The sequence below is a fragment of the Neobacillus sp. PS2-9 genome (assembly GCF_030915525.1).
Lineage (GTDB): Bacteria > Bacillota > Bacilli > Bacillales > Cytobacillaceae > Neobacillus.
This window is the reverse complement of record NZ_CP133269.1, coordinates 4,351,291-4,376,415: the sequence shown is the minus strand read 5'-3', so window position 1 is coordinate 4,376,415 and position 25,125 is coordinate 4,351,291. Positions and strand designations below refer to the sequence as shown.

The following is a 25,125-nucleotide window of genomic DNA, read 5'->3' as shown; positions in this document are numbered from 1 at the left end:
TTTTGGGCACCATAAGTTATTAACAGGATGCTTTGCAAATCTAGCATCCTGTTTTTTATTATAGAATACTAGTTAGGAACGGTGTTTAAATGGATGTAACACTTAGTTCAATACTTACATTAGTCCCCATTGAAATTAGGGAAGAGAAAAAACACTATATAGTAGAAGATATTAATTCCGGCGAGTACTACGAAATGCCAAAGATTTGTATTGATGCAATAACATTAATTAATAATAGAGAATCATTAGGGGATATCGAGAAACACCTTAAAGAAAAATATCCTAACGAAGAAGTAGACCTCATCGATTTTGCTGAACAGCTGCTACAGCTTCAACTCATTGCTGAAATTGATGGAGTAAAAGTCACTTTACCAGAAAAGATAAAGGAACATTTAGGTTTTCAGTGGATTTCACCTAAATTGGGGGAATTCTTTTTTAATAAGCTGACTTTAGGTTTTTACGTTGGATTATTCATAATAAATATAGTTTTATTAGTTTCCCATCCAAGTCTTTTCCCGCATTACAAAGATATCTTCATTTTTAATTACATGGTATTAAACATCTTAACGTGGCTTGTGGTGACATTTTGTACCGTGCTTATCCATGAATTCGGTCATATTCTAGCAATGAGGGCAAATAATCTCCCTACTAGATTAGAGCTTGGCCACAGGTTAATATTGGTGGTCCTTGAGACAGATATGTCTGCAGTTTGGAAGCTGCCTTCTAAGGACAGAAATGTTTTATATCTAGCTGGACTTTGTTTTGATATGGTTATACTTTTCTTTGCCTTGGTTAGTCAGGTGATTTTTACAAATGGATCAGGGATTTTCCTGAGTATCATGTCGCTCATAGTATTAGATACCTTTATTCGTCTCGTATACCAATTCTGTATTTACATGAAAACAGATCTATACTACGTCTTTGAAAATGTAACTGGCTGTTATAACCTGATGGAAAATGCCCAACAGATGATTAAAAGATGGTTTCCTTTTCTTAAATCCCAGAAAACTGAAGAAGTTGTTTTCGAAGGGGAAAGAAGGATGATCTTCACCTACTCCATTTTTTATTTCATTGGCGTAGTTCTAACGCTCAGCTTATATGTTGTTTTTTATGTTCCACAATTATTGTTTGCCGTGAAAAGGGTTATGCCAGGCTACTTGGAAGGGCCGACATCTCTTCCTTTTTGGGATGCAACTTTATTCACAGTGCAAATGTTAATTGGATTGATTTTGTTAATTTATTCTTGGAGGAAAAAATATCTTCTTCGAGAGCGATAATGCTTCTTTGTGACAGACTTTTGTCTAAAATTGAATAACTAGGGGTTTTTTCCCCCCATGATAGGGGAGTTCCCCTATATAGATAACACTGCTGTTTTCCTTACAATTAGAGTAAGAAAACGGAAGTGTTATTTTTTTTATAGGAGGAACTCCAAATGCAAGCGAATATCTCAACGACTAAAAATCAAGGACGTTCGGTCAATGATGCATTTGCATCACATTTTGCTAAATCAATGTTTTTAACGGTTGTCGGACTTGTGATTTTAACCTTTATCGGCACAAGAATGTTTACACATGTCGACTTAAATCTATATGGATATATGATTGGAACAATCGTATTCATCGGCGGTTTCTTCTACCGATTTATTGCTTGGGGCGAAAGACCACCAACTAAAATTTTTATTAAAAAGGGCTTGAAGCTCATTTTTAGAAAAAGCACACCTAAAACAGCTGTAAGCCACTTAGCGATTTACGATTTCATTCGCAATCGGGGAATTTACCGCTGGGTACAACATATATTAATAGGCTGGGGCTGTGTGCTTGCTTGCCTTGTCACTTTCCCACTCGTCTTTAGCTGGATGTACTTCACAATGGAAGACAATGGCTACTATACAATTGTGTTATTCGGAATGAATATTATGCAGGTTAAGGCAGATGGAATCATCGGCTGGTTATCCTATAATGCGTTAAATATTGCAGCGATTATGGTTACGGCCGGTGTTTGTATGGCCCTTTACCGCCGTATGAGAAATATGCAAGCAAGAGCGGAACAAAAGTTTATGTATGATTTCTTGCCCCTGTATCTATTATTGTTTATTTCCATTACTGGACTTTTATTAACTGTCCAAAACGTATTTCTACATGGCTGGATGCAGCCACAGATGTCACTCATTCACCAATTCTCAGTCATTGTTACTTTAATCTACCTGCCATTTGGAAAGCTTGCTCATATTCCTTTCCGTCCAATGAGCGTGTTTGCAAGAAACTACCGTGAACATTATGGAGAACAACATATGAAAGAATGTAAGGTATGCGGAGAGAAATTTGTATCAGTTGAACAATCAAACGATGTGATCCAAGTATTGGGAGTCAATGAGATGGAATTCGATATGAAGGATGGCTTCAATCTTGCAGAATTATGTCTTCCATGTCGTAGAAAATATCGTATTTCAAGATTCTCAGGATTCGCAACGCACCAAGTGAAAGTCAAGGAGGCAAATCAGAATGCAAAGGGATAAGTTTTTTAAAGAAATAGAGAATGTACGTCATCCAAATGAAACACTCGTAAAAACACACTGCAGCTACTGTGGAATGCAATGTGGGATGAACTTACGTGTAAATACAAAAACAAACAAGATTATTGGGGTTGAACCACGTTATGATTGGCCGGTAACGGTTGGAAAGATGTGTCCTAAAGGGGTAACGGCTTACCAACAAACAAATCATGATGATCGGATCTTAAAACCATTAATAAGAGATGATGCTTCCTTAAAAGGGACAAAAGAGGGCTTCCGGGAAGCAACTTGGGATGAAGCTTATGATTTAATTGCGAAAAAGTTCGGCGAGCTACAAGAAAACTACGGGAAAGATACATTATCTGTTTTTAGTGGTGTATCCATGACCAATGAAAAATGTTATTTAACCGGAAAATTCGCTCGTGTTGCTATGCAAACACGTTACATTGACTACAATGGCCGATTCTGTATGTCTAGTGCGGCAGGTGGCTTCCTTCGTTCTTTCGGAGTGGATCGTGGTTCGACACTACCATGGACAGATATCCACGAAACAGATTGCTTGTTTATTGCGGGAAGTAACACGGCTGAATGCCATCCGACTTCGATGTTCCGTGTTTGGCATGTACAAGAGAGAGGTGGTTACTTAATTGTAGCTGATCCTCGTGAAACACCAATTGCGAGAAGAGCAGATGTTCATTTGGACTTAAGACCAGGAACAGACTTAGCACTTGCGAACGGAATTTTAAATTTATTGATTCAAAATGGTTATGCAGATGAAGAATTCGTTAACAACCATACAAATGGTTTTGAAGAAACAAAAGAATTAGTGAAAGAATTCACTCCAGAATATACAAGTCAAATTACTGGTGTTGCTCCAGAGAAGATTATACGTGCTGCTGAAATTTACGGAAAAGCACCAAATGCTGTTGTCATGTTTGCTCGTGGAATTGAACAACAGCATAAGGGTGTGGATAATGTTTCAGCCTACACAAACATGGCGCTTGTCACTGGGAAAATTGGCCGTCCAAAATCAGGTGTCGCGACCTTTACTGGTCAGGGAAATGGTCAAGGTGGCCGTGAGCATGGACAGAAGTCAGATTTACTTCCTGGCTATCGCAAACTGACGAATCCAAAACACGTTGAAGAAGTATGCCAGGTTTGGGGTATTACTCCTGAAGAAATGCCACAGCCAGGTGTTTCAGCTTATGAAATGTTTGAATTAATGGAGCAAAAAACAATTCGCGGTTTGTATCTGCTTTGTTCAAATCCAGCAGTTTCTGCACCAAACCTAAACTTTGTTCGTAAAGCGATGAAAGGCTTGGACTTTATGGTTTGTGCAGATTTCTACCTTTCAGAATCAGCTGAATTCGCCGATGTTATTCTCCCAAGTGTGACTTGGTCTGAGGACGAAGGGACAGTAACAAATATTGAAGGCCGTATTATCAAGATTAATAAAGCACAAGAGCCAATTGGCGAATCAAAGCCAGACTGGCAGATGCAAGTAGAACTTGCTGAGCGCCTTGGAAGAGGAAAGTATTTCTCTCATTTAAAAACAGCAAGAGATGTAGCGGATGAGTTCCGCTTAGCATCAAAAGGTGGCTATGCAGATTATTATGGTGCCACATGGGATAAGATCGAAAAGCAAGATGGTGTATTCTGGCCTTGTAAAGATGAAAATGACAAAGGAACACCACATATGTTCTTAGATAAGAAATTCTATCATCCAGATGGTAAAGCTAAAATATGTGCCTTACCATACCGACCGCCTGCTGAAGAGCCATGTGAAGAATATCCATTACGCTTAACAACAGGACGTGTGGTCTATCACTATCTATCTGGAAACCAAACACGCCGAATTCAATTCTTACGTGATATGTGTCCAGAGCCATATGTAGAAGTACATCCAGAAACAGCAGCTAAATACAAGATCGAGCATGAAGAATATGTTCTTCTTTTTACTCGTAGAGGCAAAGCAGAATATAAAGTGAAAATTACGGAAGCCATTAGAAAAGATACGGTATTTGTTCCATACCATTTCGGTCACGATAAATCTATTAATCTCTTAACAATTGCGGCTCTTGATCCAATTTCTCGGATGCCGGAATTCAAAGCGTGTGCCGCACAGATTGAAAAACTAGAAATGAAGAAGGTGCAGTAAATGAAAAAGAGGCTATATTTAGAACTTGAAAACTGTATAGGATGCCGCTCCTGTTTGGCGGCTTGTACACAGTGCGGAGGACATGAGGAACGTAACCGTAACTATGTTTACGATGTGAACCCGCTTGTTAACCGTCAAACGATGCCTCTTATGTGCCTTCACTGTGTGAATCCAGCATGTGCAAGAAGCTGCCCGGCACAAGCCATTCAAATTCACGAAACAGGTGCCGTACTATCGGCTCTTGTGGAAAAATGTATTGGCTGTCAAAACTGTACAATTGCCTGCCCATACGGTATACCGAAGTTTGATACCGAGCAGAATTTAATGTATAAGTGCGATCTATGTATTGACCGTACAAAGGATGGCATCCCGCCAATGTGTGCGAGTGTGTGTCCATCTAATACTCTTCAATGGTTAACCGATGAAGAAATTGAAGCAAAACAAAAGCAGTTTAATTTGGATAATGGTAAGTGGGTAACAAGCATGCCTTATTTAGAAGGCGAAACAAACGTAAAAGTGAATCTTCCTGGTATATTACAGGGCGTCACTAAATTGTTTTAGGAGGGATTAACATGACAGATAAGAATAATAAAATCCCGTTCGAAGAAGATAACTATACTCATAATATAAACCGCAATAACGAAAGAAAATTAGACCGTCGTGGATTTATGAAAACATTGGTTGGAGCTGCAGGAGTATTTGCCGTTTCCTCTCTTCCATGGGGAGTGTTAGCAGCAAAAGAACTGAATGGGCTGGGAGACAAAAAATATCCAAAGCAGAAAATTGTTGATGTAAAGGCATTACCAATTGGAGATGCGGTTGACTTTGCATTCCCAGGTGAACATGACAGCGCGATTTTAATCAGACTGTCTGAAAAAAAATACGTTGCCTACCAAAATGCCTGTACACATCTACGTTGTCCTGTGTTTTGGAAAAAGGATGAAGGCGAAATGCTATGCCCGTGCCACCATGGTAAATTTGACGTAGAAACGGGTGCACCAATTGCCGGTCCGCCTAGACGTCCACTTCCTGAAATTTATGTAAAAGAAGAAAACGGTGCCGTTTATGCCGTGGGGGTGAAGCGTTATGAAGCGTAGTTATATCCCTGTGGCATTTCTACTAGCCGTATTGATGCTCAATATTATTTTTACACAATATATGGTTCATCAATATTTCTATGAAAATTATACAAATACGATTATTGCCGCTGTTATTAACGTAATTTTATTTCCAGTCGCAATCCTCATTTATAAAAAAGGTGTGAAGGTCAATGACTAGTGAAACATATATAGATTTTTGTTTCGTCCGTCCGGAAGCAGGCGATTTTAGTACAGAAATTGATGAGTTATTGAAGAGTACCTTTGCAAAAAAACGGTTGAATTGGTTTTTGGAAGAAAAAAAGATAGATGGAGCAGAAATGGTTGTGGCTGAAATTAAGGGGATGAGTGATTGGTCATCCGAGGAGGAAACCATTCAGTACATCGAGGAAAATGCTGGCGAGAAATTTTGGGAGTATCTTCAGGGCTATAAGATGTTCATCTATCCTGTATTGAGAGGATGTAATAGCTGTGGAACTCATTAAGTTAGAGGATGTAGGACGATTTGTGGGTGTACCTGTTGAAATTGCCATTCAAGACTCCGAGGGTGGAGATCAAGCTCCAACGGTCAAAAAAACAGTAAAAAAAGTGCAATACTGTCCAGATGGCACTCATATTCGTTACTATTTTGACGATTTCTATTTTCTCGCGGTGCTGTTAGCAAGTGAGGTAAGTCAGTCAGAGAATCACTGGTCTGCATTTGACCAGGAAAGCGGCTTAACATATACAGTAAAAAAGGTTCAGGTCTTTTAAAAAGAACCTGCCTTTTTTTATATTTTCTCTTACTCTAAAAAGTTGTGATTTCTGAATCGCTGATAAATCATTGGGATTCATTCGTAAGATGTAAATTTTACACTTGGATTTGATTCCTAAGTATTGATATAAGTAAAAAAGCAAAAATTTTTACGAAAACACTCTATTTATTTATGAATAATGGAAGTAGGAGGTGCAAAATGGATCAATTGAGATCAAAACAGCAGCAGATCAGCTCATATATTATTCAGTCACAAGAAGAAGAAATTAAACGAATCGCATTGGAACTGCACGAAGGCGTCGGACAAAATCTGTATAGTATATTTACAGGGTTACAGTTTATTGAAACAGGTGCAAACGAACCGTTCATGAAAAATTATGTCCGCGAAATGTCGCAGTTGATAGAGAAGACAATTCAGGAAATAAGGCTGCTGTCTGTGGAATTGCATCCGCCTACCCTAACCACTCTCGGTTTACTTTCCGCAATGAAGAGCTATATTAAGTTATATACTTCCACCTTTGGAATTCTTGTAGACCTAGAATCCACAGGTGAAGAGAAAGATATTCCAGAGAAAACGAGTATTACAGTATTCCGTGTATGCCAAGAGGCGCTTGCGAATATTGCCAAATATGCAGATACCTGCAATGTGAAAATGAATTTTATTTGGTTTGAAAATATGCTAAAAATCACCATTAATGATTATGGCAAAGGATTTCGACCTGAGGAGCATGACCAAAATCATCCATCATCAGGACTTGAAGCTATGAAAGAAAGAATGCTTCTAACTGGCGGACAGTGTAACATTTCCTCTAAAATAGGAGAAGGAACATGTATAGAACTATCTCTTCCGTTATTAAATAGGGCATAAAGGGGAGCTAAGAGTGATAAGAATCCTGCTGGTTGATGACCATGCTGTAGTTCGAATGGGCTTAAAAATGTTACTAAACACAAATCCAGAAATGGAAGTGATTGGTGAAGCATCGGAAGGCAATGAAGGGATCAAAAAAGCCCTGAAGCTTAATCCAGATGTTGTTGTCATGGATTTGAGTATGCCTCATGGAAAAGATGGGCTCTCAGCAACGACAGAATTAAAAAAGCAAAAGCCTGAGATCAATATTTTAATCTTAACGATGCACGATGATGAAGAGTACCTATTTCGTGCCATACAAGGGGGAGCATCGGGCTGTATTCTAAAAAGCGCCCCACATGATGAGCTCATGTCGGCCATCGAATCTGTTGCAAAAGGGGATGCGTACCTTCATCCGTCCGCAACAAAGCGTTTAATGGAAGAATATCTAAGCAGTATGAAACAAGATGGTAATGACACGTATAATCTTTTATCTGAGCGTGAGAAAGAAGTCTTAACCTTGACAGCAAAAGGGTACGCCAATAAAGAAATTGCGGAACAACTTGTCATCAGCGTGAAAACAGTGGAGACCCATAAAGGAAAATTAATGGAAAAACTTCAGATGAAAACGAGACCTGAACTGGTGGAATATGCAGTTAGAAAAGGGTTGTTAGGCTATGGCATATAAGGAGAATTACGTGAGATGAATGAGATAAAAGAAATTCCCGCGGTGATTGAGGTATGTAATCAGCTATTGACTGCGGTTAATTGCGATTTTGTTGCCCTGGCCTTACAAAATGAGGTGGGGCCTGATGTAAGGTGGCATTATGCATCAGGCAATCTAAATGAGAAATACAAAAGAATAACCGTTCGTTTTGGAAAGGGTATCGCTGGAAAAATTATCTCAAGTGGCAGTCCAATGATGATGACTGATTTTCCAAACGGCATACTTGGAAAAGTGACCGACCATCCCATTATGCTTGCTGAAAAACTTGTATCCGCCTACGCAGTCCCTTTATTTTTTAATTCTGTTCCAAAAGGGGTATTGCTCATCGGAAATAGAGAATCAACCGTTTTTACTGAAGCTGAGCAGCAAGAGGTATATGATTCCGCAATAACCTTGGAACAGATATTAAAGGACCAGATCCTATTATAGATGCAGGAGGTAGCTATGGAAAAAGAAATAGACCAGCCTGCAGACAAGCTAGCAGACCTTGAGTTAGAATTAAAACGATCCATGCAGGAATTGGTAGATATAAAGTTTGCTCTTGATGAATCCTCAATCGTTGCCATCACGGATTCACGTGGGACTATTACATATGTAAACGATAAATTCTGCCATATCTCTAAATACTCTAGAGAAGAGTTAATGGGCAATGATCATCGAATCCTAAATTCTGGGTATCATTCTAAGGGATTTTTCAGAGAGATGTGGAGGACCATCGGAAACGGAAACGTTTGGAAGGGTGAAATCTATAATAAGGCGAAAAATGGCGAGTATTATTGGGTAGATACGACCATCGTTCCTTTTTTAAACGAGCAGGGGAAGCCTTATCAATATTTAGCTATTCGCTATGAAGTAACGGCAAGGAAAAGGGTAGAACAGGAACTTCAAAAAATGATGACAACGATTATTGATGTGCAGGAGGAGGAGAGAAAGCGGTTCTCCAGAAACTTGCACGATGGCATCGGACAAAACCTTTACAGTCATCTAATTACGATTAATCGTTTAATGGCTGAACTCGACCATCCATTGCTTCAGCAAATGCAAAAAGAAGCGACTCAATTAATTGAAGAGATTCGCGAAATCTCGTGGGAGCTTCGGCCATCAGTCCTTGATGACCTTGGATTAGTGCCAGCGATTCGTTCTTTCCTTTCCCGTTTTTCTGATCATTACAATATCGATGTGTATTTTGATTGTGTCTTAAATCGTCGCCTCAATATTAATATTGAGCTGACGATTTATCGAATCATTCAGGAGGCATTAACAAATATCAGAAAGTATGCTGAGGTTTCAGAGGCAATAGTGACAATTAGAGAAATGGATGACCATATCAGGGTGATGATTGAAGATCAAGGTGTAGGCTTTGATAGGAATAACCAGTCCTCTGGTGTGGGACATTTTAGTATGGATGAGCGCGCCCGGTCGGTAAACGGTGAGCTAACCATTATCTCAGCTCCTGGTAAGGGAACGAAGATTATTTTAGAAGCTCCAATTTTAATAAGCAAATAGAAAAGGCTGACTCCGTACATCTTGGAGTCAGCCTTTATATTATATTTTAAATGAACTCTTCAACGAAACAATTCGGTTAAACACAAGCTTATCTACTGTGGTATGTTTCGGATCCACGTTAAAGTAACCATGTCTAAAGAATTGGAACTTTTCCTGTGGTCGGCTTTCCTTCATGTTTGGCTCAACGAAGCCTTGTAACACCTCAAGCGAATTTGGATTGACATGATCAAGGAAAGTTTTTCCTTCATCACTGTCATCCTTATCTGCATCTAAAATGAGTGGCTCATACAGGCGGAATTCAGCAGGAACAGCATGAGTAGATTCTACCCAATGAATCGTTCCTTTTACCTTCCTTCCAGTAAATCCTGTTCCACTCTTTGTTTCAGGATCGTACGTGCATCGAAGCTCGACTACTTCACCATTCTCATCCTTAATGACTTCCTGACAGGTAATAAAATATGCATTTTTGAGACGGACCTCATTGCCAGGGAACAGACGGAAGTATTTCTTTGGAGGCTCCTCCATAAAATCGTCTTTTTCAATATAAATTTCACGAGAGAATGGGATTTTCCGCATACCCATTTCAGGATTCTCAGGGTTAATTTCCGCATCCAGCAATTCAATTTGACCTTCTGGATAATTGGTGATAACCACCTTCAACGGATTAATCACACCCATCGTACGTGGTACCTTTAATTTTAAATCCTCACGAACAAAATGCTCGAGCATTTGCGAATCAACCGCACCAGAACCCTTATGAACGCCAGTTTCACGAACAAACGCACGAATCGATTCAGGTGTGAAACCTTTGCGTCTCATCCCAGAAATAGTCGGCATACGTGGGTCATCCCAGCCATCCACAAACCCTTCCTCGACCAATTGCTTCAGTTTACGTTTACTCATAACTGTATTCGTTACATTCAAACGGCCAAACTCAATTTGCTGTGGTGTGCTTTCCATTTCGCATTGTTCAACCACCCAGTTATAAAGAGGACGTTGATCCTCAAATTCAATCGTACAAATGGAGTGAGTAACCCCTTCAATCGCATCTTCAAGTGGGTGAGCAAATGCGTACATAGGGTAAATACACCACTTATCACCTGTGTTATGATGGGTCGCATGCGCAATACGGTAGATGACCGGGTCACGTAAATTGATATTTGGTGAAGACATATCAATTTTCGCACGAAGAACCTTTTGACCATTATCATATTCACCTGCACGCATCTTTTCAAATAACTCCAGGTTTTCTTCAATAGAACGAGTACGGTAAGGACTGTCTTTCCCTGGCTCTGTTAATGTTCCACGGTATTCACGAATTTCATCTGCAGACAAGTCATCCACATAGGCTAGTCCTTTTTTAATTAAAAGAACGGCACGATTATACATCTCTTCGAAATAATTGGATGCAAATAATATGTTATCCCATTCGAATCCAAGCCATTTCACATCTTCCTTAATCGAGTTTACATATTCGATATCCTCTTTTAACGGATTGGTATCGTCAAAGCGTAAATTAGTCAACCCGTTAAACTCATCTGCCAAGCTAAAGTTAATAAATATGGACTTAGCATGGCCAATATGTAAATAACCGTTCGGTTCTGGCGGGAAACGAGTGACGATTTTATTGTGCTTTCCGGATTCTAAATCTTTTATCATAATATCCTTAATAAAATTTGATGTGTGATTGTCCACCCTTTTCAACCTCTTTCATCTTATCTATTATCTATAAATACCATAAATACTGATATTTTTCCATTGTTCCCAACTATTCTTGCACAAAACTAATTGGTAATAAAAAATATTTTCTTAAAATTAGTAAGCAGGTCTTTAATGCGTTAAAATGATAAGTTGAAAAGTACATAATTGAAAGAGGTAATAAGATGATTAACTTTGCTACAGTTGGTACAGGATGGATCACGGACTCTTTTATCCAAGCAGCAAAACTCAGTGGGGAGTTCCTGTTAGTAGGGGTTCATTCACGAACAGAAGAGAAAGCGAAGCAGATGGCCGACAAGCATCAGGCTGCTCATTTTTATACAAATCTAGAGGAGATGGCCAAAAGTGAAGAAATTCAAGCAGTATATATTGCCTCTCCTAATTCTCTTCACTTCGAACAAGCACTAACTTTCTTAAAAAATAAGAAGCATGTTATCTGTGAAAAACCTATTTTTTCAAATTCGGCTGAATTGGAAATGGCGTACAAGACGGCAGAGGAAAATGGCGTTTATTTAGTAGAAGCTATCCGTAATATCCATACACCTAATTTCCATATCCTTAAGGAAAAATTGGCAATGGCGGGGCCACTGCGAAGTGCGATGTTACCATATATCAGTTATTCATCTCGTTATGATTTACTCTTACAAGGAGAAGAACCGAATATTTTCTCAGCTGTCTATTCTGGAGGAGCACTTGTTGATTTAGGTGTGTACCCACTTTATTTAGCAGTCTGTTTATTTGGTGAGCCTAAGAAGGTAACCTATCATGCCGTGCTACTCAGAACGGGAGTAGATGGCAGCGGGACACTTGTATTAGAGTATGAAGGTTTTGTATGCACCATCCTTTGCTCTAAAATATCCCATTCAGAGCTTCCATGTGAAATTCATGGCGAAAAGGGAAGCTTCTTACTCGAAGATGCGGCACCGATTTCAGAAATAAAATTTATTGACAGCCATTCGAAAGACAGTCAAATTTTGAGTGTAGAACAAGAAGAGCAAAACATGATCTATGAATGTTTAAGTTTTGCCAATATCATTGAAACGAAGAATAATGAAGAATATAGTCGTTTGAAAAATTGGAGTCAAATCGTCCTTCGTATCACTGAGGAAGCACGTAAACAGAATAATATTATTTTTTCTATAGAAAAGTAAAAAAAGCCAGTGGATCTGTTATGTAAAGGCTCCGTTTTGAGGTGCATATTATATAATTGACAACAAAAATGGCGTGCGAACTGACAGCAGTTTTGGCACGCCATTTTTACGTTAATTAAGTCACAGTTAACATTGAAACTATCTTAACTATTAGATGGGTTACTTAATTAAACTTGTGTCTATTTATTGAGTGTCTTTATCGCTTTTGTACTCCAAAATATCACCTGGCTGACAATCCAAAGCCTTACATATCGCTTCTAATGTTGAAAAACGAACCGCTTTTGCTTTCCCATTTTTCAGAATGGAAAGATTCGCCATAGTTATTCCAACCTTCTCCGAAAGTTCTGTTACGCTCATTTTTCTTTTTGCTAACATCACATCAATATTAATAATAATTGCCATATCCTCCACCTCAGACCGTCAAATCATTTTCTGATTTTATGTTAATCGCTTCCTGCAAAAGCCTTTGGAGAACAGCAGCAAAAACTGCGATAACAAACGAAGCAAAAGGAATGACCATTCCAACAAATATGAGACCTGGGGCATCGTCTTTATCTGCCACGAGATAATAAAGCGGCAAACCTAAGACATGCAAACTACAGATGGAAATGGCGCAGTATTTGATTCTCATTAAAGCTTGAACAGACAATTCAGAGAAAGCAATGTTCTTGTCTATATAACTTAACAGTTTAAAAGCTTGATAAAGGGCGAAGTAAAAAGGTAGTGCCCCTCCATATAAAAGGATGAAAATGATATATTTTATGGAATGAACCCCTAAGAAATCGGCTACCGCATTTGCCAGTTCAGGAACCAGAAATATGCACAAAGCGAGAATAGGAATTCCAAGGATAATAACAGCTAGCTTCAAGAACAATGTGGTTGCTATCTTCATAAAAAACACCTCTCATATATCAAAATGTTAATTGTTTTTTGGCTGTGAATCCAAGACTTTCTTTATAGGCTTTTGAAGTACGTCCACAATGGCTGCGATGATACTTGTTGCCAAAATCCCCATTAGACCTAGAGATATGGGACCTGCTGCATCATCACCTGTGAATTGAACACGCACCCTTAAATAAACTATTGCTAAAAAAATGAAGGAAATGACAGTAAAAGTGCATTTTTTAATTATCTTTAAAGATTGAAGAGATAACTCAGAGAAAGCATTATTCTTCTCAATATAGGTTAAGAGTTTAAATATTTGATACAAAGCCACAGAAAACGTAATACATATTCCATATGCACATACCAAAAGTGGATATAGCGAATAATCACCTGGGCGCTCTATCGCATCTCTTCTGGCTGCTTCAGGCAAAAAATATATACACACGGCAAGCACTGCAATTCCAACCAGAAAAATAATGACCTTTAAGAAAGTAGTAGAACCTCGCTTAACATTCATTTAAAACACCTCACATATTTAATGATAATACGAATTTAACATAAAATTTATCGTTTTACAATAAATTAGTATCGTTTTTTATTGTATTATTATTGTTTTTGAAATATCCCTTTAACTTTTAAAAAATGGCTTTGTTGTTAAACTTGCCTGTTGATTTCCGCTCCAGGCACTTCGCTTTCCGTGGGTGTTTCGGCGAGCCTCCTCGGCGCATGCGCCTGCGGGGTCTCCCCTGAACCATACTACCACAGGAGTCTTCGTGCCTTCCGCTCCAATCAACAGGGTGTAAAAATCAACATTGTTCTTTAACACAGCCAAAAAAATAAAAAGCATTTCTCATTACAAAGAAATGCTCTTACTTTAAAATGTTAAATTACAACTACGGAACGGTTTATCTGTTATGTCCACTGGCTTTTTATTTATTATGCAACTTTTCTTAAATCACGTGATTCGCTGGGTGATGAAGTGGGATGAATTTTTTCCCAAACCAATCCAGCTAAGACGCCGACGAGCGCAGGAACCACCCAGCTTAAGCCCACAGAAGCAAATGGTAAACTGCTCATAAATGTTTCTAAGTAACTCATCTTTACTCCAAACATTTTTAAACCATCATACAAACTAACCAATCCAGTTAAAAGCATGGACAGGGCATACACCTTTTGTGAACCACCGAAGAAGCGATGGAAAAAGGCAAGTGTAACGAGAACAATGGTTAACGGATAAGCCATAACCAAAAATGGAACTGAAATCGTAATGATTTGGTTTAATCCAAGATTGGCAATTAAAAAGCTTGCTACTGTAACTAAGGTAACCACTAATCGATAACTTAGCTTCGGTGCCACCTTTGAAAAATACTGACCACATGCAATAGTTAAGCCGACGCAGGTCGTAAAACAAGCAAGTGTAAAAATGACTCCAAGGAGGACTTTTCCACTATTGCCTAACAAAAGGGTGGATGCGGAAGAAAGAATAGCCGTTCCATTATCAAATGTACCGTAGCCAGCCATTTTTGCACCCAATAAACCAATGGCGACATAAACAAGAGCAAGAGCTGTACCGGCAACCAAACCAGCCTTGATTGTATATGTGGTTAAGTCTTTTTTTTCAGTAACTCCTTTTTGTTTAAGCGTGGTTAATACAACAATTCCAAAGGCAAGGGCGGCTAAGGCATCCATTGTTGAGTAGCCATCGATAAAGCCTTTGAAAAGGGACGCAGATTGATAATTTTCTACCGGTGCTTGCAATGGTTGATCTAACTTTAGGAAACCGGTGACACACAGGACAACAATGGATAATAACAAGGTTGGTGTAATAAATCGGCCCATGTAATCAACGACTTTAGATGGATTTAAGCTTAGTAAGTAAACAAGCAAGAAGAAAACAGCTGTAAATCCTACTAATAGCAGGGATTGACTAGCAGATACATGACCGAGAAAGGGTTTGAATCCCATTTCAAATGCAACATTCGCATTTCTAGGTACACCGAAGAATGGTCCGATTGATAAATAAACGACAACGGTAAAAATAGGACCAAACCACGGATGAACCCGGCTGCCGAGTGTGTTTACACCGTCTTTCACAAGTGCAATAGCCATTAGAACTAACAGTGGAAGGCCCACAGCGGTAATAATAAATCCAATGATGGCCGGCCAAAAAGAAGTTCCTGACCCCATTCCTAAAAAGGGTGGGAAAATTAAATTCCCCGCTCCAAAAAACATTGAAAATAGCATTAATCCAACAAATAACGTATCCTTCTTCTTCATCTTTCTCTCTCCTTTTTCTATCTTTCTTGCTTAGAGAATTATCCAGCTCCAGCTCCCAGCGACTAGTGGCCATCCCAATCCTCCCTACGATAAGTCAACAATCGCTAACGCTCTTCGTGTTTCCTTTATCTCAGTCGGATTGGGCCCCTGTCCATACGTCGCTAAACGGTCGCTTCCGCTTTCAATATAAAAAGCCCGCCCCTATTGGATAGGGACGAGCTAGCTCGCGTTACCACCCTACTTCCGCAATTAAATAATGCAATTGCGGCTCTCGATCAACGTACCATCATACGTGTCCCATGTTAACGGCGGGCAGGTCGGCAAAGGCTTACTAAACAATTTCAGCCTTGCATCTCGGAGATGATTTTCACTTAGTTCCTGACACCGGCTTCCACCAACCGCCGGCTCTCTGAGGTACAAGAAATATAAGCTACTCTTCTCGTCATCGATTTTGATAATTTTAAAAGATTCTAATAAATATGAATAAAGCAATTATATTATTTTTAAATAATTTTGCAACCCCTTTTTTAAAAAAAATAGAGGTAACCGTTTACATATTGGAAATCATTTTTGACAGAATTAAGTTGCTAATGTGACATCTTTATGAAATGAATTGGATCGATGATTAATATCACATACCCTGTTTTTACCGTTCTTTATAGTAAAAGTAATGGAAGAATGGAGGAAATGTGATGAAATCAAAAGCATGGTATAAAAAACAGTTGAAGCGAAAGCCCATTACCATCACAAGATATGTGGTTCAGTCTGCTTTTTTATTGTTTTTACTATATGTAGGTGTGCAGTTCTACCGCTTTTATATGCACTTTGAAACGCTTGGAGAAACTACCTTTGTCGAAAGGCCTTCTGCAGTTGAAGGCTTTCTGCCAATCAGTGCACTAGTTGCATTAAAGGTTTGGATTAATAGTGGGGAATTCGATCAGATTCACCCGGCAGGTCTAGTCCTATTTACCTTTTTTGTAGGAGCAGGAATCATCTTCCGTAAATCCTTTTGCAGCTGGTTCTGTCCTGTTGGTACAGTTAGTGAGTGGACGGCAAGACTAGGAAAAAAGATTTTTAAAAGGAATTTTGAGGTTCCCACGTGGCTGGCATGGCTTTTATCACCGATCAAATATTTATTGCTCTTGTTCTTCTTGAGTATGGTCATACAAATGTCCACCTATAGTGCAAAAGCGTTCCTAGAGTTGGATTATAATAAAGTTTCTGATGTAAAGATGTTGCAATTCTTTTTAACTATTGGCGGAACAGGTTTAACCGTTATTGCAGTGATTTTTATTCTGTCGTTATTCTTTAAAAACTTCTGGTGTCGTTTCCTTTGCCCGTATGGAGCATTAATTGGTCTTGGTTCCATATTTAGAATTACAAAGATTCGTAGAAATGAAGAGACCTGCACGAATTGTGAAATGTGTACTAAGGTATGCCCGCAGAGGTTAAAGGTCCACAAGGTGGAAGCAGTTAATTCACTTAACTGCACGGCGTGTATGTCCTGCGTGGAAGCTTGTCCTGTTAAGGATACGTTGAATATGACGGTTGTAAATAAAAAGGTCAACAAATGGTTTATTCCTGTCGCTTTCCTAGTGATGTTCATTTTAGTCGTAGGTATTGCAAAACTTACCGGTCACTGGGATACCATTATTTCTTATGAAGAGTGGAAGCAACTGATTCCAGATGCTAATTATGTAGGCCATTAATCTTAAAGAAATGAGCAACCTGTTATGGGTTGCTTATTTTTATGGTTAATAAGTCTGAAAATTTAGAAATAAAGATTGCGGAATGGAAGTAGCTACCATTATTATGAAACTATATTTGAAAATTAAGGAGGGGCTTAAACAAACTATGGCCAAAGCAATTGAGGGGTATTTTTTGTCTGAATTAATGAAGCTGATTGAATCAGTGTTAAATGAAAATCCGACTCCGATTGAGGGCGTCTCAGCAAGCTATCAATTTACGATTGAAGGGGAAGAAGAGGGAGTTTATCAGTTGCGGATCGATTCTGGAAAGGCACTTGTAAAAGAACAGAGCGAACCACCAGCTGATTGCACCTTAGTGATGTCATTAGCTGATTTTCGGAAATTTTTATTAGGGAAATTAAATGGTACCATGGCTTTCATGACGGGAAAATTAAAAATCAAAGGGGATCTTAGTAAGGCAATCAAAATCGAGAGCCTTCTCAGACAATATAACCTAAAAGAGCGTTTATAAAAGTCACTTAGATAAACACCCAGTTTACTTTTTTCATATACATATAGAAAAGTAAACTGGGTGTGTTGTTATGTTTGAAAGTAATCTTCAACTAGTGAAATGGATTCAATCCTGCATTCCTGCAGGGGCAGAATTACAAGATGTCCTTCGATATAATGATTTGGATGGTGATGGAATAAATGAAGTGTTTGGAATGTACCGTTACCATCAACAGCTTTTTTTATATGTATTAAAAAACTATGCGGGCCAGTATTGGTTCTATTATCCGCTATCAAATGAGATAGTTACTAAAGCCATCCGGGCACTCTCTAATCATCAAGAAGAAAGAGCTGTCTACCTCTTTCCTGCGCCAATTAAAGAGGTTGGAGGCACAAAGTGGGGCTATATTAATGCGAAAGGGAAATTCGTTCTTCCTCCGGCTTATGAAGAGGCCCAGGATTTTCATGACAATGGTTTAGCCATCATGAGGTTATTGGACAAAGCAGGGGTTATCGATTCAAAGGGATATTTTATCGTAAAACCAAAATACGATACGATTCAGCCGTTTTCAGAAGGCCGAGCCATTGGTAATGACCGTCAAGGAACTAAGGTCATTGATGAGAGCGGCAAGGAAATTACAGAAAGAGCCTATTCCGTAATTATGCCCGAGTATAAGGAAGGGCGCGTTGCAGCGGCGATAGAGGATGAACATGGTCAGTATGTTTATGGGTACTTGAACAAAAGAGGTAAGGAAGTCATTCCCCTAATCTATGTTTCTACAAGTGAATTTAAGGATGGAAAAGCAATTGTAAAAACGAAGGAAGGGACCTTTCAGTTAATTGATTTAACTGGAAAGGTGCTGAAATCTTTTCCATATGCATTTGTCGGTAACTATGGTCAAGGTTTACTATCGTTCAAGAAAACGGAAGATGGCAAATTTGGATTTATTGATGAAGAAGGTAGGATCGTCATAGAACCCCGTTTCACTGATGCAGAACCATTTATAGAAGGGCGTGCCATCGTTGCTTTGTCTGAGGGTAACGAAGCACGCTATGGATTAATCGATCAAAAAGGGCACTTTGTCATAAAACCAAACTACAATAATCTAATCAATCTAGGGGAAAATCGATTTGCGGTTGGTAAGGAAAGGCAGCCAGAACAGCCCTGTATCAAGTCTATTTATGCGTTGGGGGATTCTGATGGACATATTTTAACCGGTTTTATTTTTAATGAAATCACTACTTTTGAAGAAGGGGTGGCTTCTGTATCTGATGACCAACATACATTCTTTATTGATAAAAGTGGAAGGCGAGTGAAGCACCTGCCATTGGTTAACGGGAGTGGAACATTGCAAGTTGAGAAAACAATGATTAAGAGTGAAGTCGATATGCGGTTACAATATTTTAGTCTTAATGGTGATTTAATATGGAAGCAAAACACTATGATCCCCCTCACCAAGCAGTACTTTATTTTAGAACAAAAATATCGGCCCAATAAAGATTATTTAGTTTACTATCCACAACTAAGAGGGATTCCTAATGAGGCAGCCGTGAATGGAGCCTTAGCAAAGCTTTCTGGTGTAAAGCCAGTACCTTCCCATACACAGTTGGAATCCAGCTATGATGGTGATTTTGAGCTTCCTTTTTATCAAAAAGATTTACTAGTAATAGAAATTACCGGGTATGATTATGTATCTTGTGCGGCGCACGGTATGCCCATTTCTAAATATGCTCATATCAATCTTAAAACCGGTACTATGTATCAGTTAAAAGATTTGTTCAAGAAGGGGAGCCCGTTCGTAAAAATTATTGGTGACTTCATTGGGAACAAAATCAAAACTGATGATCAATATTCCTACATCACACCTGAAGATTATCATGGGATAAAAGAAGACCAGCCCTTTTTTATAAATGAGGAAGGATTAAATATTTATTTTAAACCTTACGAAATCGCCGCTTTTGCTGCGGGATTCCCAACATTTACGATTCCTTTTGAGGAATTAAGTGGCATCATTAATCAGAATGGAAGCTTTTGGAGGTCATTTCATTAATGGGAGGCAGGAGGATATTCCTGCCTTTTTGCTAGGTGGAATTTTAAAAATAACAATAGAAAAAGGTAAGGGGAATATGAAATAATGTGAATATCTACCAAATGAAAATAGAAGGAGTGAATTGAATGAGGATTTACGATATTTCTAGGAAGTTGGAAAATGGAATGCCGGTTTGGCCAGGGGATACCTCTTTTCAATATGAAGTTTCGTGGCCAATGGAGGAAAGCGGGTCGGTTAATGTAGGCAGACTAGAATTGAGCACCCATACTGGTACACATGTCGATGCTCCGTTTCATTTTGATAACCATGGAAAAAGAATTATAGAGTTAGATCTACAATTATACATAGGGCCTGCAAGAGTTGTTGATATGGTAGGAAAAGATAGTATTGGACCAGCGGATGTAAAAGACATCAATCTTGAGGGAGTCACGAGAATCATATTTAAGACCCTTGCCTGGAAGAATTCCGATCTATTTCCGGAGAAGATTCCCCACATTGAGCCAGAGTTAGCTCTATATTTGGCGGAGAAAGAGATTAGGCTTATCGGTTTGGATGTTCCGTCAGTCGATCCAATTGATAGTAAAGAACTGCTTGCTCATCATAGTTTAAATCAACACGGAATTCATATCCTGGAATCACTCCTCCTCGATGAAATTGAACCAGGAGATTATGAACTGATTGCGTTGCCGCTGCCTTTAGTGGAAGGAGACGGAAGTCCAGTTCGTGCCATCCTTCGTAAAAAGTAGATAATAAAAAAGAAGAAGTATGCTCATGCTAACGGATTCCGTTCCCTATCGCAAACATTAAAAATGTAATGCAAAATGACCTTCAAATTGTATGGTGATTTGGAGGTCTATTTTTGTTGATATAAAGGAGTTTTTATAATTACTTTGGCAGAATTTGTAGTGCAATTTGTATATTAAAAAGTAGGGGGTACAATAGCCAGTGTACCGCAGCAAAATACACTACATTTTTACCTGCAAATTGATATACAGAAAAATATTTAAGGTTAGGTTCTGTTATAACTGAATATTAATTTCACTGTGTATGAATAATAAACGGAAAAATTCCGGCTAAATTGGGAAATACCCATATTTCCTTAAAAATAAAGGGAGTTTTTCCGTTTATATTATCCAAATCTTTGGATTGTGTCTTATTTTGAGCAGTTAATCGGAATAACTCCGCTTATATCTGCTTCTTAAGCTACCTCTATATACATTAGCAGGAATTTCTCCGCCTATGAATTCTCATACCTACTCGAAATCGATAAAGATAAGGCGGAAATGATTTTAAAATTCGTAATTCGCAATCCGAAGAATTAGCAATTAAAAGCAAAATAGCAAGGGTATAAACCCTTGCTATTTCTAATGTTTTCTAGTGCAAAAAGGATTACATTTTGGTTTGCATTTTCCTGTGCAAATTACCATAGTGCGATAGGAAACCGAACCCGTTATACTCATTCTTCTTCTTTTTATCTGGCTATGTTTAAGTTCATTGTTTATTTTATACTTAACATCATTGCTACATAGGCCGTGAAAATAAATAAGACGCTCATCAAAATGGTTAAACTCTTTTGAGCTCTTTTTACAAAAATAATGATCGTTAAAATGAGAAAAAAGATGGCAATAAGTAACAAGCTTACGGCTCCAATACCAGGTGTTACGTGTAACGGAAAAACAACCTCACTTGAATGAAAAAAGCTAAAAAGCGACGAGACACCCTCTGTTTTGAGTGTAAGAGATATATCATGCGGTGGTGATTGCTGTCCTAGTGCCCCAGTAACAGCAAAAAGGAGTAACACAATTACACTCTCAAGCTTGGCCCATGATAGTGGGTTAAAGGTTGGTTCACTGACCAGCTTTTTCCGTACCAGTACACTGTTAATAAAAGCAAATACGAGTAACGGTACGATCGTTAAATGTTTAACTAAGAGGGCTTGCCCGTATGATAATGGCCATGTATTAGCATAGTCCTTTACATCCATCACAAAGGTCATTAAAGAAATCCCAGTAATGATTGAAATAAGGAAACAAATCATGGCAAGCGGTGTAAACCAGGTTAAAAACTTCAGCCAATTGTCATGATTTTTAGAAAACCAACTGACAATCATCAAAACGCCAATCCAGGTACTAACAGCTAGTAAGTGAGCGGTGTGAGTAAAAAAACCTGGCCATTTAGATAGTGAACTGGCGTGACTGGACAAGCCGATGGTTCCAATCAATGCAAGTGTCAGGATTAAACCAGTAATAGATACGTAAGGTTTCCGCTCCACCTTAATAGGGAGAAGAAATATAAACAATATGATCGAAAGGATTCCTGTTTTAATCCAGGCTTTACCTGATTCAAAGTTTGTTAACACCGATTGCAGTGTGCTGCCTATTCCCAAACCGCCCTCAGATAAATAAAGAATAATTCGTAAAACAGGCATAAAGGAAAAAAGGGCAATTCCTAGAACTGCCCCCAGGATAACCGCTTTTGAGATCTTTATCTCAGGACGGTAGTTTTCGGGTACAAGATTGATAATAAAACTTCCGAGCAACAAGGAAAAACATAAATAAAGCAAAGCTTCGCTTAGTACATTCAAAATTAACATTTAGGCATGCTTCCTTCTAAAAATTAACCAATAGCTTCCTAAGCCAACAATAATAATGAAGGCAACAGAAACGGGGATGACATAATCCTTGAAAGATGGCGCAGAAGGACTAGCTGTTGTAGGTACAGAAGCAGCCTGTTCTTTCCCGTCAGTCGAATTGGACGAGGATACTGTGTCTGTAGTTTTAGTCTCTTCAGTTAATGTTTGCTCATCTTTTTTAGTTGCTGAATCCGCACTACTAACTTGGACTGTTGAGCTATTTGTCTCAGGCAATTGTACTGTAAAAGAAAGGTCTCCTTCAAGTGGGTGTCCATCTGTCCCAATAATCTTCCAGTGGATAGAATAAGATCCGTTTGCAAGATCCTCAGGCAAAACACCAACTAACTGGTTGCCTTTAATTTCAACTGGTAGGGCAATAGATGCACGGTTTGCATCAGCCAATGTAAATGTACTTGTTGGTTCCAGGTTTGTTTCAAACGTAAGTGTAATATCTTTCAATGATTCAGTAAGCACTGCGCCATCTTTAGGAGATGAATCTTCTAAATGGGAATGGGCAAACACATTCGTTCCTAATAGAAAAAACAACAGAGCAGTGATTAAAGATATCTTATTAAACATCATTTTCAACTCCGTTATATTGTTATTTAACTGTTGTCATTCTATCACCATTTTCATCTTCTTATATCAATTTGCATGTAAAGTTCACAAACCTGTCGAAATTAAGATCTATTTTACTTGATATAAATCAATTTTTTTCAAAAATGAAGGTGATAAACTGAACCTAACTTTTAATAAAGGGAGCGGAAAAGTATGTTTCAAATCGTAGATAAAAAAGCAGTCATGGATGTTCGGGAAAGAATTGCAAAGGGGGAGCACCCACGACGAGAAATATTAAATTTTATTAAATCAGCACCTGTTGGTACGATCTTTGAAATTCATTTGCCACATCGAGGCGAGCCGTTAATTGTGAGCATTCAATCGTTAGGAATGAATGTGATCGTTAATGAACTTGAACCCATGCATTTCCGGCTCATGGCGGTAAAATTATCTGAGCTTTAGTCCATTCGAGTAATCATTTTTAGTTGGTCCAACTCTAGAATCTGTATTTGTCTGCGTCCATTCATATTGATCCATTTTTTTGACTCGAACGCTAAAAGCTTTCTGCTTACGGATTCTGGAGTTGTTCCTATATAGCTTGCTAGATCTTTTTTTGAAATGGGCAGGGTAAAGGCATCATGACCTGCATTCATTTTTTTATGAAAAAGGATAAGAACCCTTGCGAGCCGTTGCTCTACTTCCATCAAGCTTAAAAATCCAACTGACTCGTCTGCTTGATACAAACGATCACTTAAAGCTAATAAAAATCGATAGGTTAAATCAGCGTTCGTCTCCATCGTCTTTAAAAAATCCTTCTTCTCAATTGAGCATATAACCGTATTCCCTACCGTTTCAGCATTTACATTATGTCTATCTTTTCTGAGTAAGGAAGATAAACCAAAGAAGTCTCCAGGAAACAACAACCTGACAATTTGCTCCTTTCCTTCAGCAGACATTTTGGTTAGTTTAATTAACCCTGAATTTATGACAAATAATGTTTCAGAGATCTCACCGTCATGAAAGATAAACTCTCCTTTTACAAAATGACGGCTCCTGGTGACTTTTTGTAATAGTTTGAGATCCACTTCCTTCAATCCCTTAAAAACAGGAACAGTTGTTAGACACGAAGAATCATGAGTGCAGCAATGTTCACAGCCCATCCTTCATTCAACTCCTATATGACCGTTTTCATTCTATAGGTTCATCATAGCTCCTTTTTAGATAAGGTGTAGTGATTTGTATCAATCAATTTTACTAAGAACTTCACCCAATTTTTTCAAAACGGCTGTTTCTTGATTTAGGTCAATGTTATTGAGAATTATTATCAATATAATGAAAGAAAAACAAGAGGTGAGTAGGTCATGCAAGCTTGTTTAATGGTCTATGCCAGTATGACAGGGAATACAGAAGAGTTAGCGGAATGGATTGCGGAGGGCATTCGAAAGGCCGGAGGGTCAGTAGAAATAAAGGATATTTTAGAGGCAGATGTGACAGATCTTCACAACTACGACGGTATCCTTTTAGGTGCATATACTTGGGGGGATGGGGAGTTACCAGACGAATTTCTTAGTTTTTATGATGAAATGGATCTAATAAATATAGCAGGAAAAAAAGCCGCTGCATTCGGTTCCTGTGACTCCTCTTATGAGCATCGAGGTGGGGCTGTAGATTTGTTAATTGCTAAGCTAAAGGAACTCGGCGCAGACGTCGTGCAGGATGGATTGAAAATTGATTTAGCTCCAAATGACTCAGAAAAACAACAATGTATTATGTTTGGTCAGTCGTTTATGGAACATATATCACAAAAGAAAGGGGCTTAAAAAATGAGTATGATTGAATTAGCTCTAAATGATGTTGCGTGTACAGGGTGTATGGGGAAAATAAAAAGGAGAATCGAAAAAACCACTGGTGTGGAACAAGTAAAGATATTGTCAGGAACCGGAAAAGTCCAAATAAAATTTAATGAAAATCATATCCAAATAGATGAAATTAACAAGACCATTCATAAATTAACCTTACGTTCATTTGATTAAAGGAACTGTTCATTTGAAAG

Annotated in this window: 28 protein-coding genes and 1 other annotated feature; of the genes, 20 read left to right on the top strand and 8 right to left on the bottom strand. The window is 38.5% G+C overall.

What is annotated here, in order from left to right:
- Positions 1-89 precede the first annotated feature (89 nt).
- The 12 genes from RCG25_RS21925 to RCG25_RS21870 all read left to right on the top strand — a co-directional run bounded on the left by RCG25_RS21925 (position 90) and on the right by RCG25_RS21870 (position 9,601).
- Positions 90-1,277: a zinc metalloprotease gene (locus RCG25_RS21925; RefSeq protein WP_308080936.1), complete on the top strand. Its 1,188-nt coding sequence runs from the start codon at positions 90-92 to the stop codon at positions 1,275-1,277.
- A gap of 155 nt (positions 1,278-1,432) precedes the next feature.
- Complete coding sequence (locus RCG25_RS21920) at positions 1,433-2,515, top strand: hypothetical protein (protein WP_308080935.1); 1,083 nt, start codon at positions 1,433-1,435, stop codon at positions 2,513-2,515.
- Complete coding sequence (locus RCG25_RS21915; protein WP_308080934.1) at positions 2,502-4,670, top strand: molybdopterin oxidoreductase family protein; 2,169 nt, start codon at positions 2,502-2,504, stop codon at positions 4,668-4,670. The genes RCG25_RS21920 and RCG25_RS21915 overlap by 14 nt, the downstream gene beginning before the upstream one ends.
- Positions 4,671-5,231 carry a 4Fe-4S dicluster domain-containing protein gene (locus tag RCG25_RS21910; RefSeq protein ID WP_007086371.1) on the top strand — a complete coding sequence of 187 codons (561 nt, stop codon included), beginning with the start codon at positions 4,671-4,673 and terminating at the stop codon, positions 5,229-5,231. It begins immediately after the preceding gene.
- A gap of 11 nt (positions 5,232-5,242) precedes the next feature.
- Positions 5,243-5,767, top strand: a complete 525-nt coding sequence (locus RCG25_RS21905) for a Rieske 2Fe-2S domain-containing protein (protein ID WP_308080933.1) — start codon at positions 5,243-5,245, stop codon at positions 5,765-5,767.
- Positions 5,757-5,948, top strand: a complete 192-nt coding sequence (locus RCG25_RS21900) for a hypothetical protein (protein ID WP_308080932.1) — start codon at positions 5,757-5,759, stop codon at positions 5,946-5,948. Before RCG25_RS21905 ends, RCG25_RS21900 begins: the two co-directional genes overlap by 11 nt.
- Positions 5,941-6,252: a hypothetical protein gene (locus RCG25_RS21895; RefSeq protein WP_308080931.1), complete on the top strand. Its 312-nt coding sequence runs from the start codon at positions 5,941-5,943 to the stop codon at positions 6,250-6,252. Before RCG25_RS21900 ends, RCG25_RS21895 begins: the two co-directional genes overlap by 8 nt.
- Complete coding sequence (locus RCG25_RS21890; RefSeq protein WP_308080930.1) at positions 6,239-6,520, top strand: hypothetical protein; 282 nt, start codon at positions 6,239-6,241, stop codon at positions 6,518-6,520. The genes RCG25_RS21895 and RCG25_RS21890 overlap by 14 nt, the downstream gene beginning before the upstream one ends.
- Positions 6,521-6,720: 200 nt before the next feature.
- Positions 6,721-7,389, top strand: coding sequence for a sensor histidine kinase (locus RCG25_RS21885; RefSeq protein WP_308080929.1), 669 nt, complete (start codon positions 6,721-6,723; stop codon positions 7,387-7,389).
- A gap of 13 nt (positions 7,390-7,402) precedes the next feature.
- Positions 7,403-8,056 carry a response regulator gene (locus RCG25_RS21880; protein ID WP_308080928.1) on the top strand — a complete coding sequence of 218 codons (654 nt, stop codon included), beginning with the start codon at positions 7,403-7,405 and terminating at the stop codon, positions 8,054-8,056.
- Positions 8,057-8,071: 15 nt separating this feature from the next.
- Positions 8,072-8,524: a GAF domain-containing protein gene (locus RCG25_RS21875; protein WP_308080927.1), complete on the top strand. Its 453-nt coding sequence runs from the start codon at positions 8,072-8,074 to the stop codon at positions 8,522-8,524.
- A 15-nt stretch (positions 8,525-8,539) separates the two neighbouring features.
- Positions 8,540-9,601 carry a PAS domain-containing sensor histidine kinase gene (locus tag RCG25_RS21870; protein WP_308080926.1) on the top strand — a complete coding sequence of 354 codons (1,062 nt, stop codon included), beginning with the start codon at positions 8,540-8,542 and terminating at the stop codon, positions 9,599-9,601.
- A 39-nt stretch (positions 9,602-9,640) separates the two neighbouring features.
- On the opposite strand, the gene RCG25_RS21865 is transcribed toward RCG25_RS21870, so the two are convergent.
- Complete coding sequence (locus RCG25_RS21865; RefSeq protein WP_308080925.1) at positions 9,641-11,296, bottom strand: glutamine--tRNA ligase/YqeY domain fusion protein; 1,656 nt, start codon at positions 11,294-11,296, stop codon at positions 9,641-9,643.
- A gap of 191 nt (positions 11,297-11,487) precedes the next feature.
- Here RCG25_RS21865 and RCG25_RS21860 point away from each other — a divergent pair, with 191 nt between their 5' ends.
- Positions 11,488-12,471 (top strand): Gfo/Idh/MocA family protein, encoded by a 984-nt coding sequence (locus tag RCG25_RS21860; RefSeq protein WP_374121091.1) that lies wholly within the window; start codon positions 11,488-11,490, stop codon positions 12,469-12,471.
- A 183-nt stretch (positions 12,472-12,654) separates the two neighbouring features.
- Here the strand turns inward: RCG25_RS21860 and RCG25_RS21855 are convergent, their stop codons facing one another.
- From RCG25_RS21855 to brnQ, 4 genes are all read right to left on the bottom strand, one after another.
- A complete protein-coding gene (locus tag RCG25_RS21855) occupies positions 12,655-12,873 on the bottom strand; it encodes a helix-turn-helix domain-containing protein (RefSeq protein ID WP_308080923.1) in 219 nt (72 codons plus the stop codon).
- Positions 12,874-12,883: 10 nt separating this feature from the next.
- On the bottom strand, positions 12,884-13,363 hold the full coding sequence (locus RCG25_RS21850) for a DUF2975 domain-containing protein (protein ID WP_308080922.1): 480 nt from the start codon (positions 13,361-13,363) through the stop codon (positions 12,884-12,886).
- Between the two features lie 27 nt (positions 13,364-13,390).
- The gene (locus RCG25_RS21845; RefSeq protein ID WP_308080921.1) at positions 13,391-13,873 is read right to left on the bottom strand and encodes a DUF2975 domain-containing protein; all 483 of its coding nucleotides are present in this window, start codon (positions 13,871-13,873) and stop codon (positions 13,391-13,393) included.
- Between the two features lie 419 nt (positions 13,874-14,292).
- Positions 14,293-15,633 carry a branched-chain amino acid transport system II carrier protein gene (brnQ, locus tag RCG25_RS21840; RefSeq protein WP_308080920.1) on the bottom strand — a complete coding sequence of 447 codons (1,341 nt, stop codon included), beginning with the start codon at positions 15,631-15,633 and terminating at the stop codon, positions 14,293-14,295.
- A 207-nt stretch (positions 15,634-15,840) separates the two neighbouring features.
- Positions 15,841-16,088: a binding site (T-box leader), on the bottom strand.
- 237 nt (positions 16,089-16,325) lie between these two features.
- Here brnQ and RCG25_RS21835 point away from each other — a divergent pair.
- The 4 genes from RCG25_RS21835 (at position 16,326) to kynB (ending at position 20,628) form a co-directional block, all read left to right on the top strand.
- Positions 16,326-17,342: a 4Fe-4S binding protein gene (locus RCG25_RS21835; protein WP_308080919.1), complete on the top strand. Its 1,017-nt coding sequence runs from the start codon at positions 16,326-16,328 to the stop codon at positions 17,340-17,342.
- Positions 17,343-17,487: 145 nt separating this feature from the next.
- On the top strand, positions 17,488-17,853 hold the full coding sequence (locus RCG25_RS21830; protein WP_308080918.1) for an SCP2 sterol-binding domain-containing protein: 366 nt from the start codon (positions 17,488-17,490) through the stop codon (positions 17,851-17,853).
- A 70-nt stretch (positions 17,854-17,923) separates the two neighbouring features.
- Positions 17,924-19,882 (top strand): WG repeat-containing protein, encoded by a 1,959-nt coding sequence (locus tag RCG25_RS21825; RefSeq protein ID WP_308080917.1) that lies wholly within the window; start codon positions 17,924-17,926, stop codon positions 19,880-19,882.
- 125 nt (positions 19,883-20,007) lie between these two features.
- The gene (gene kynB, locus RCG25_RS21820) at positions 20,008-20,628 is read left to right on the top strand and encodes an arylformamidase (protein ID WP_308080916.1); all 621 of its coding nucleotides are present in this window, start codon (positions 20,008-20,010) and stop codon (positions 20,626-20,628) included.
- Between the two features lie 752 nt (positions 20,629-21,380).
- On the opposite strand, the gene RCG25_RS21815 is transcribed toward kynB, so the two are convergent.
- Together RCG25_RS21815 and RCG25_RS21810 are read right to left on the bottom strand one after the other, a co-directional pair.
- A complete protein-coding gene (locus tag RCG25_RS21815; RefSeq protein ID WP_308080915.1) occupies positions 21,381-22,475 on the bottom strand; it encodes a copper resistance D family protein in 1,095 nt (364 codons plus the stop codon).
- Positions 22,476-23,096 (bottom strand): copper resistance CopC family protein, encoded by a 621-nt coding sequence (locus RCG25_RS21810; protein WP_308080914.1) that lies wholly within the window; start codon positions 23,094-23,096, stop codon positions 22,476-22,478. It lies immediately after the preceding gene.
- Between the two features lie 189 nt (positions 23,097-23,285).
- Here RCG25_RS21810 and RCG25_RS21805 point away from each other — a divergent pair, with 189 nt between their 5' ends.
- A complete protein-coding gene (locus RCG25_RS21805; RefSeq protein ID WP_308080913.1) occupies positions 23,286-23,534 on the top strand; it encodes an amino acid decarboxylase in 249 nt (82 codons plus the stop codon).
- Here the strand turns inward: RCG25_RS21805 and RCG25_RS21800 are convergent.
- A complete protein-coding gene (locus RCG25_RS21800; protein WP_308080912.1) occupies positions 23,531-24,232 on the bottom strand; it encodes a Crp/Fnr family transcriptional regulator in 702 nt (233 codons plus the stop codon). The genes RCG25_RS21805 and RCG25_RS21800 overlap by 4 nt on opposite strands.
- 201 nt (positions 24,233-24,433) lie before the next feature.
- On the opposite strand from RCG25_RS21800, the gene RCG25_RS21795 reads away from it, so the two are divergent.
- Positions 24,434-24,892, top strand: coding sequence for a flavodoxin (locus tag RCG25_RS21795; RefSeq protein ID WP_308080911.1), 459 nt, complete (start codon positions 24,434-24,436; stop codon positions 24,890-24,892).
- A 3-nt stretch (positions 24,893-24,895) separates the two neighbouring features.
- The gene (locus RCG25_RS21790; protein ID WP_308080910.1) at positions 24,896-25,105 is read left to right on the top strand and encodes a heavy-metal-associated domain-containing protein; all 210 of its coding nucleotides are present in this window, start codon (positions 24,896-24,898) and stop codon (positions 25,103-25,105) included.
- Positions 25,106-25,125 lie beyond the last annotated feature (20 nt).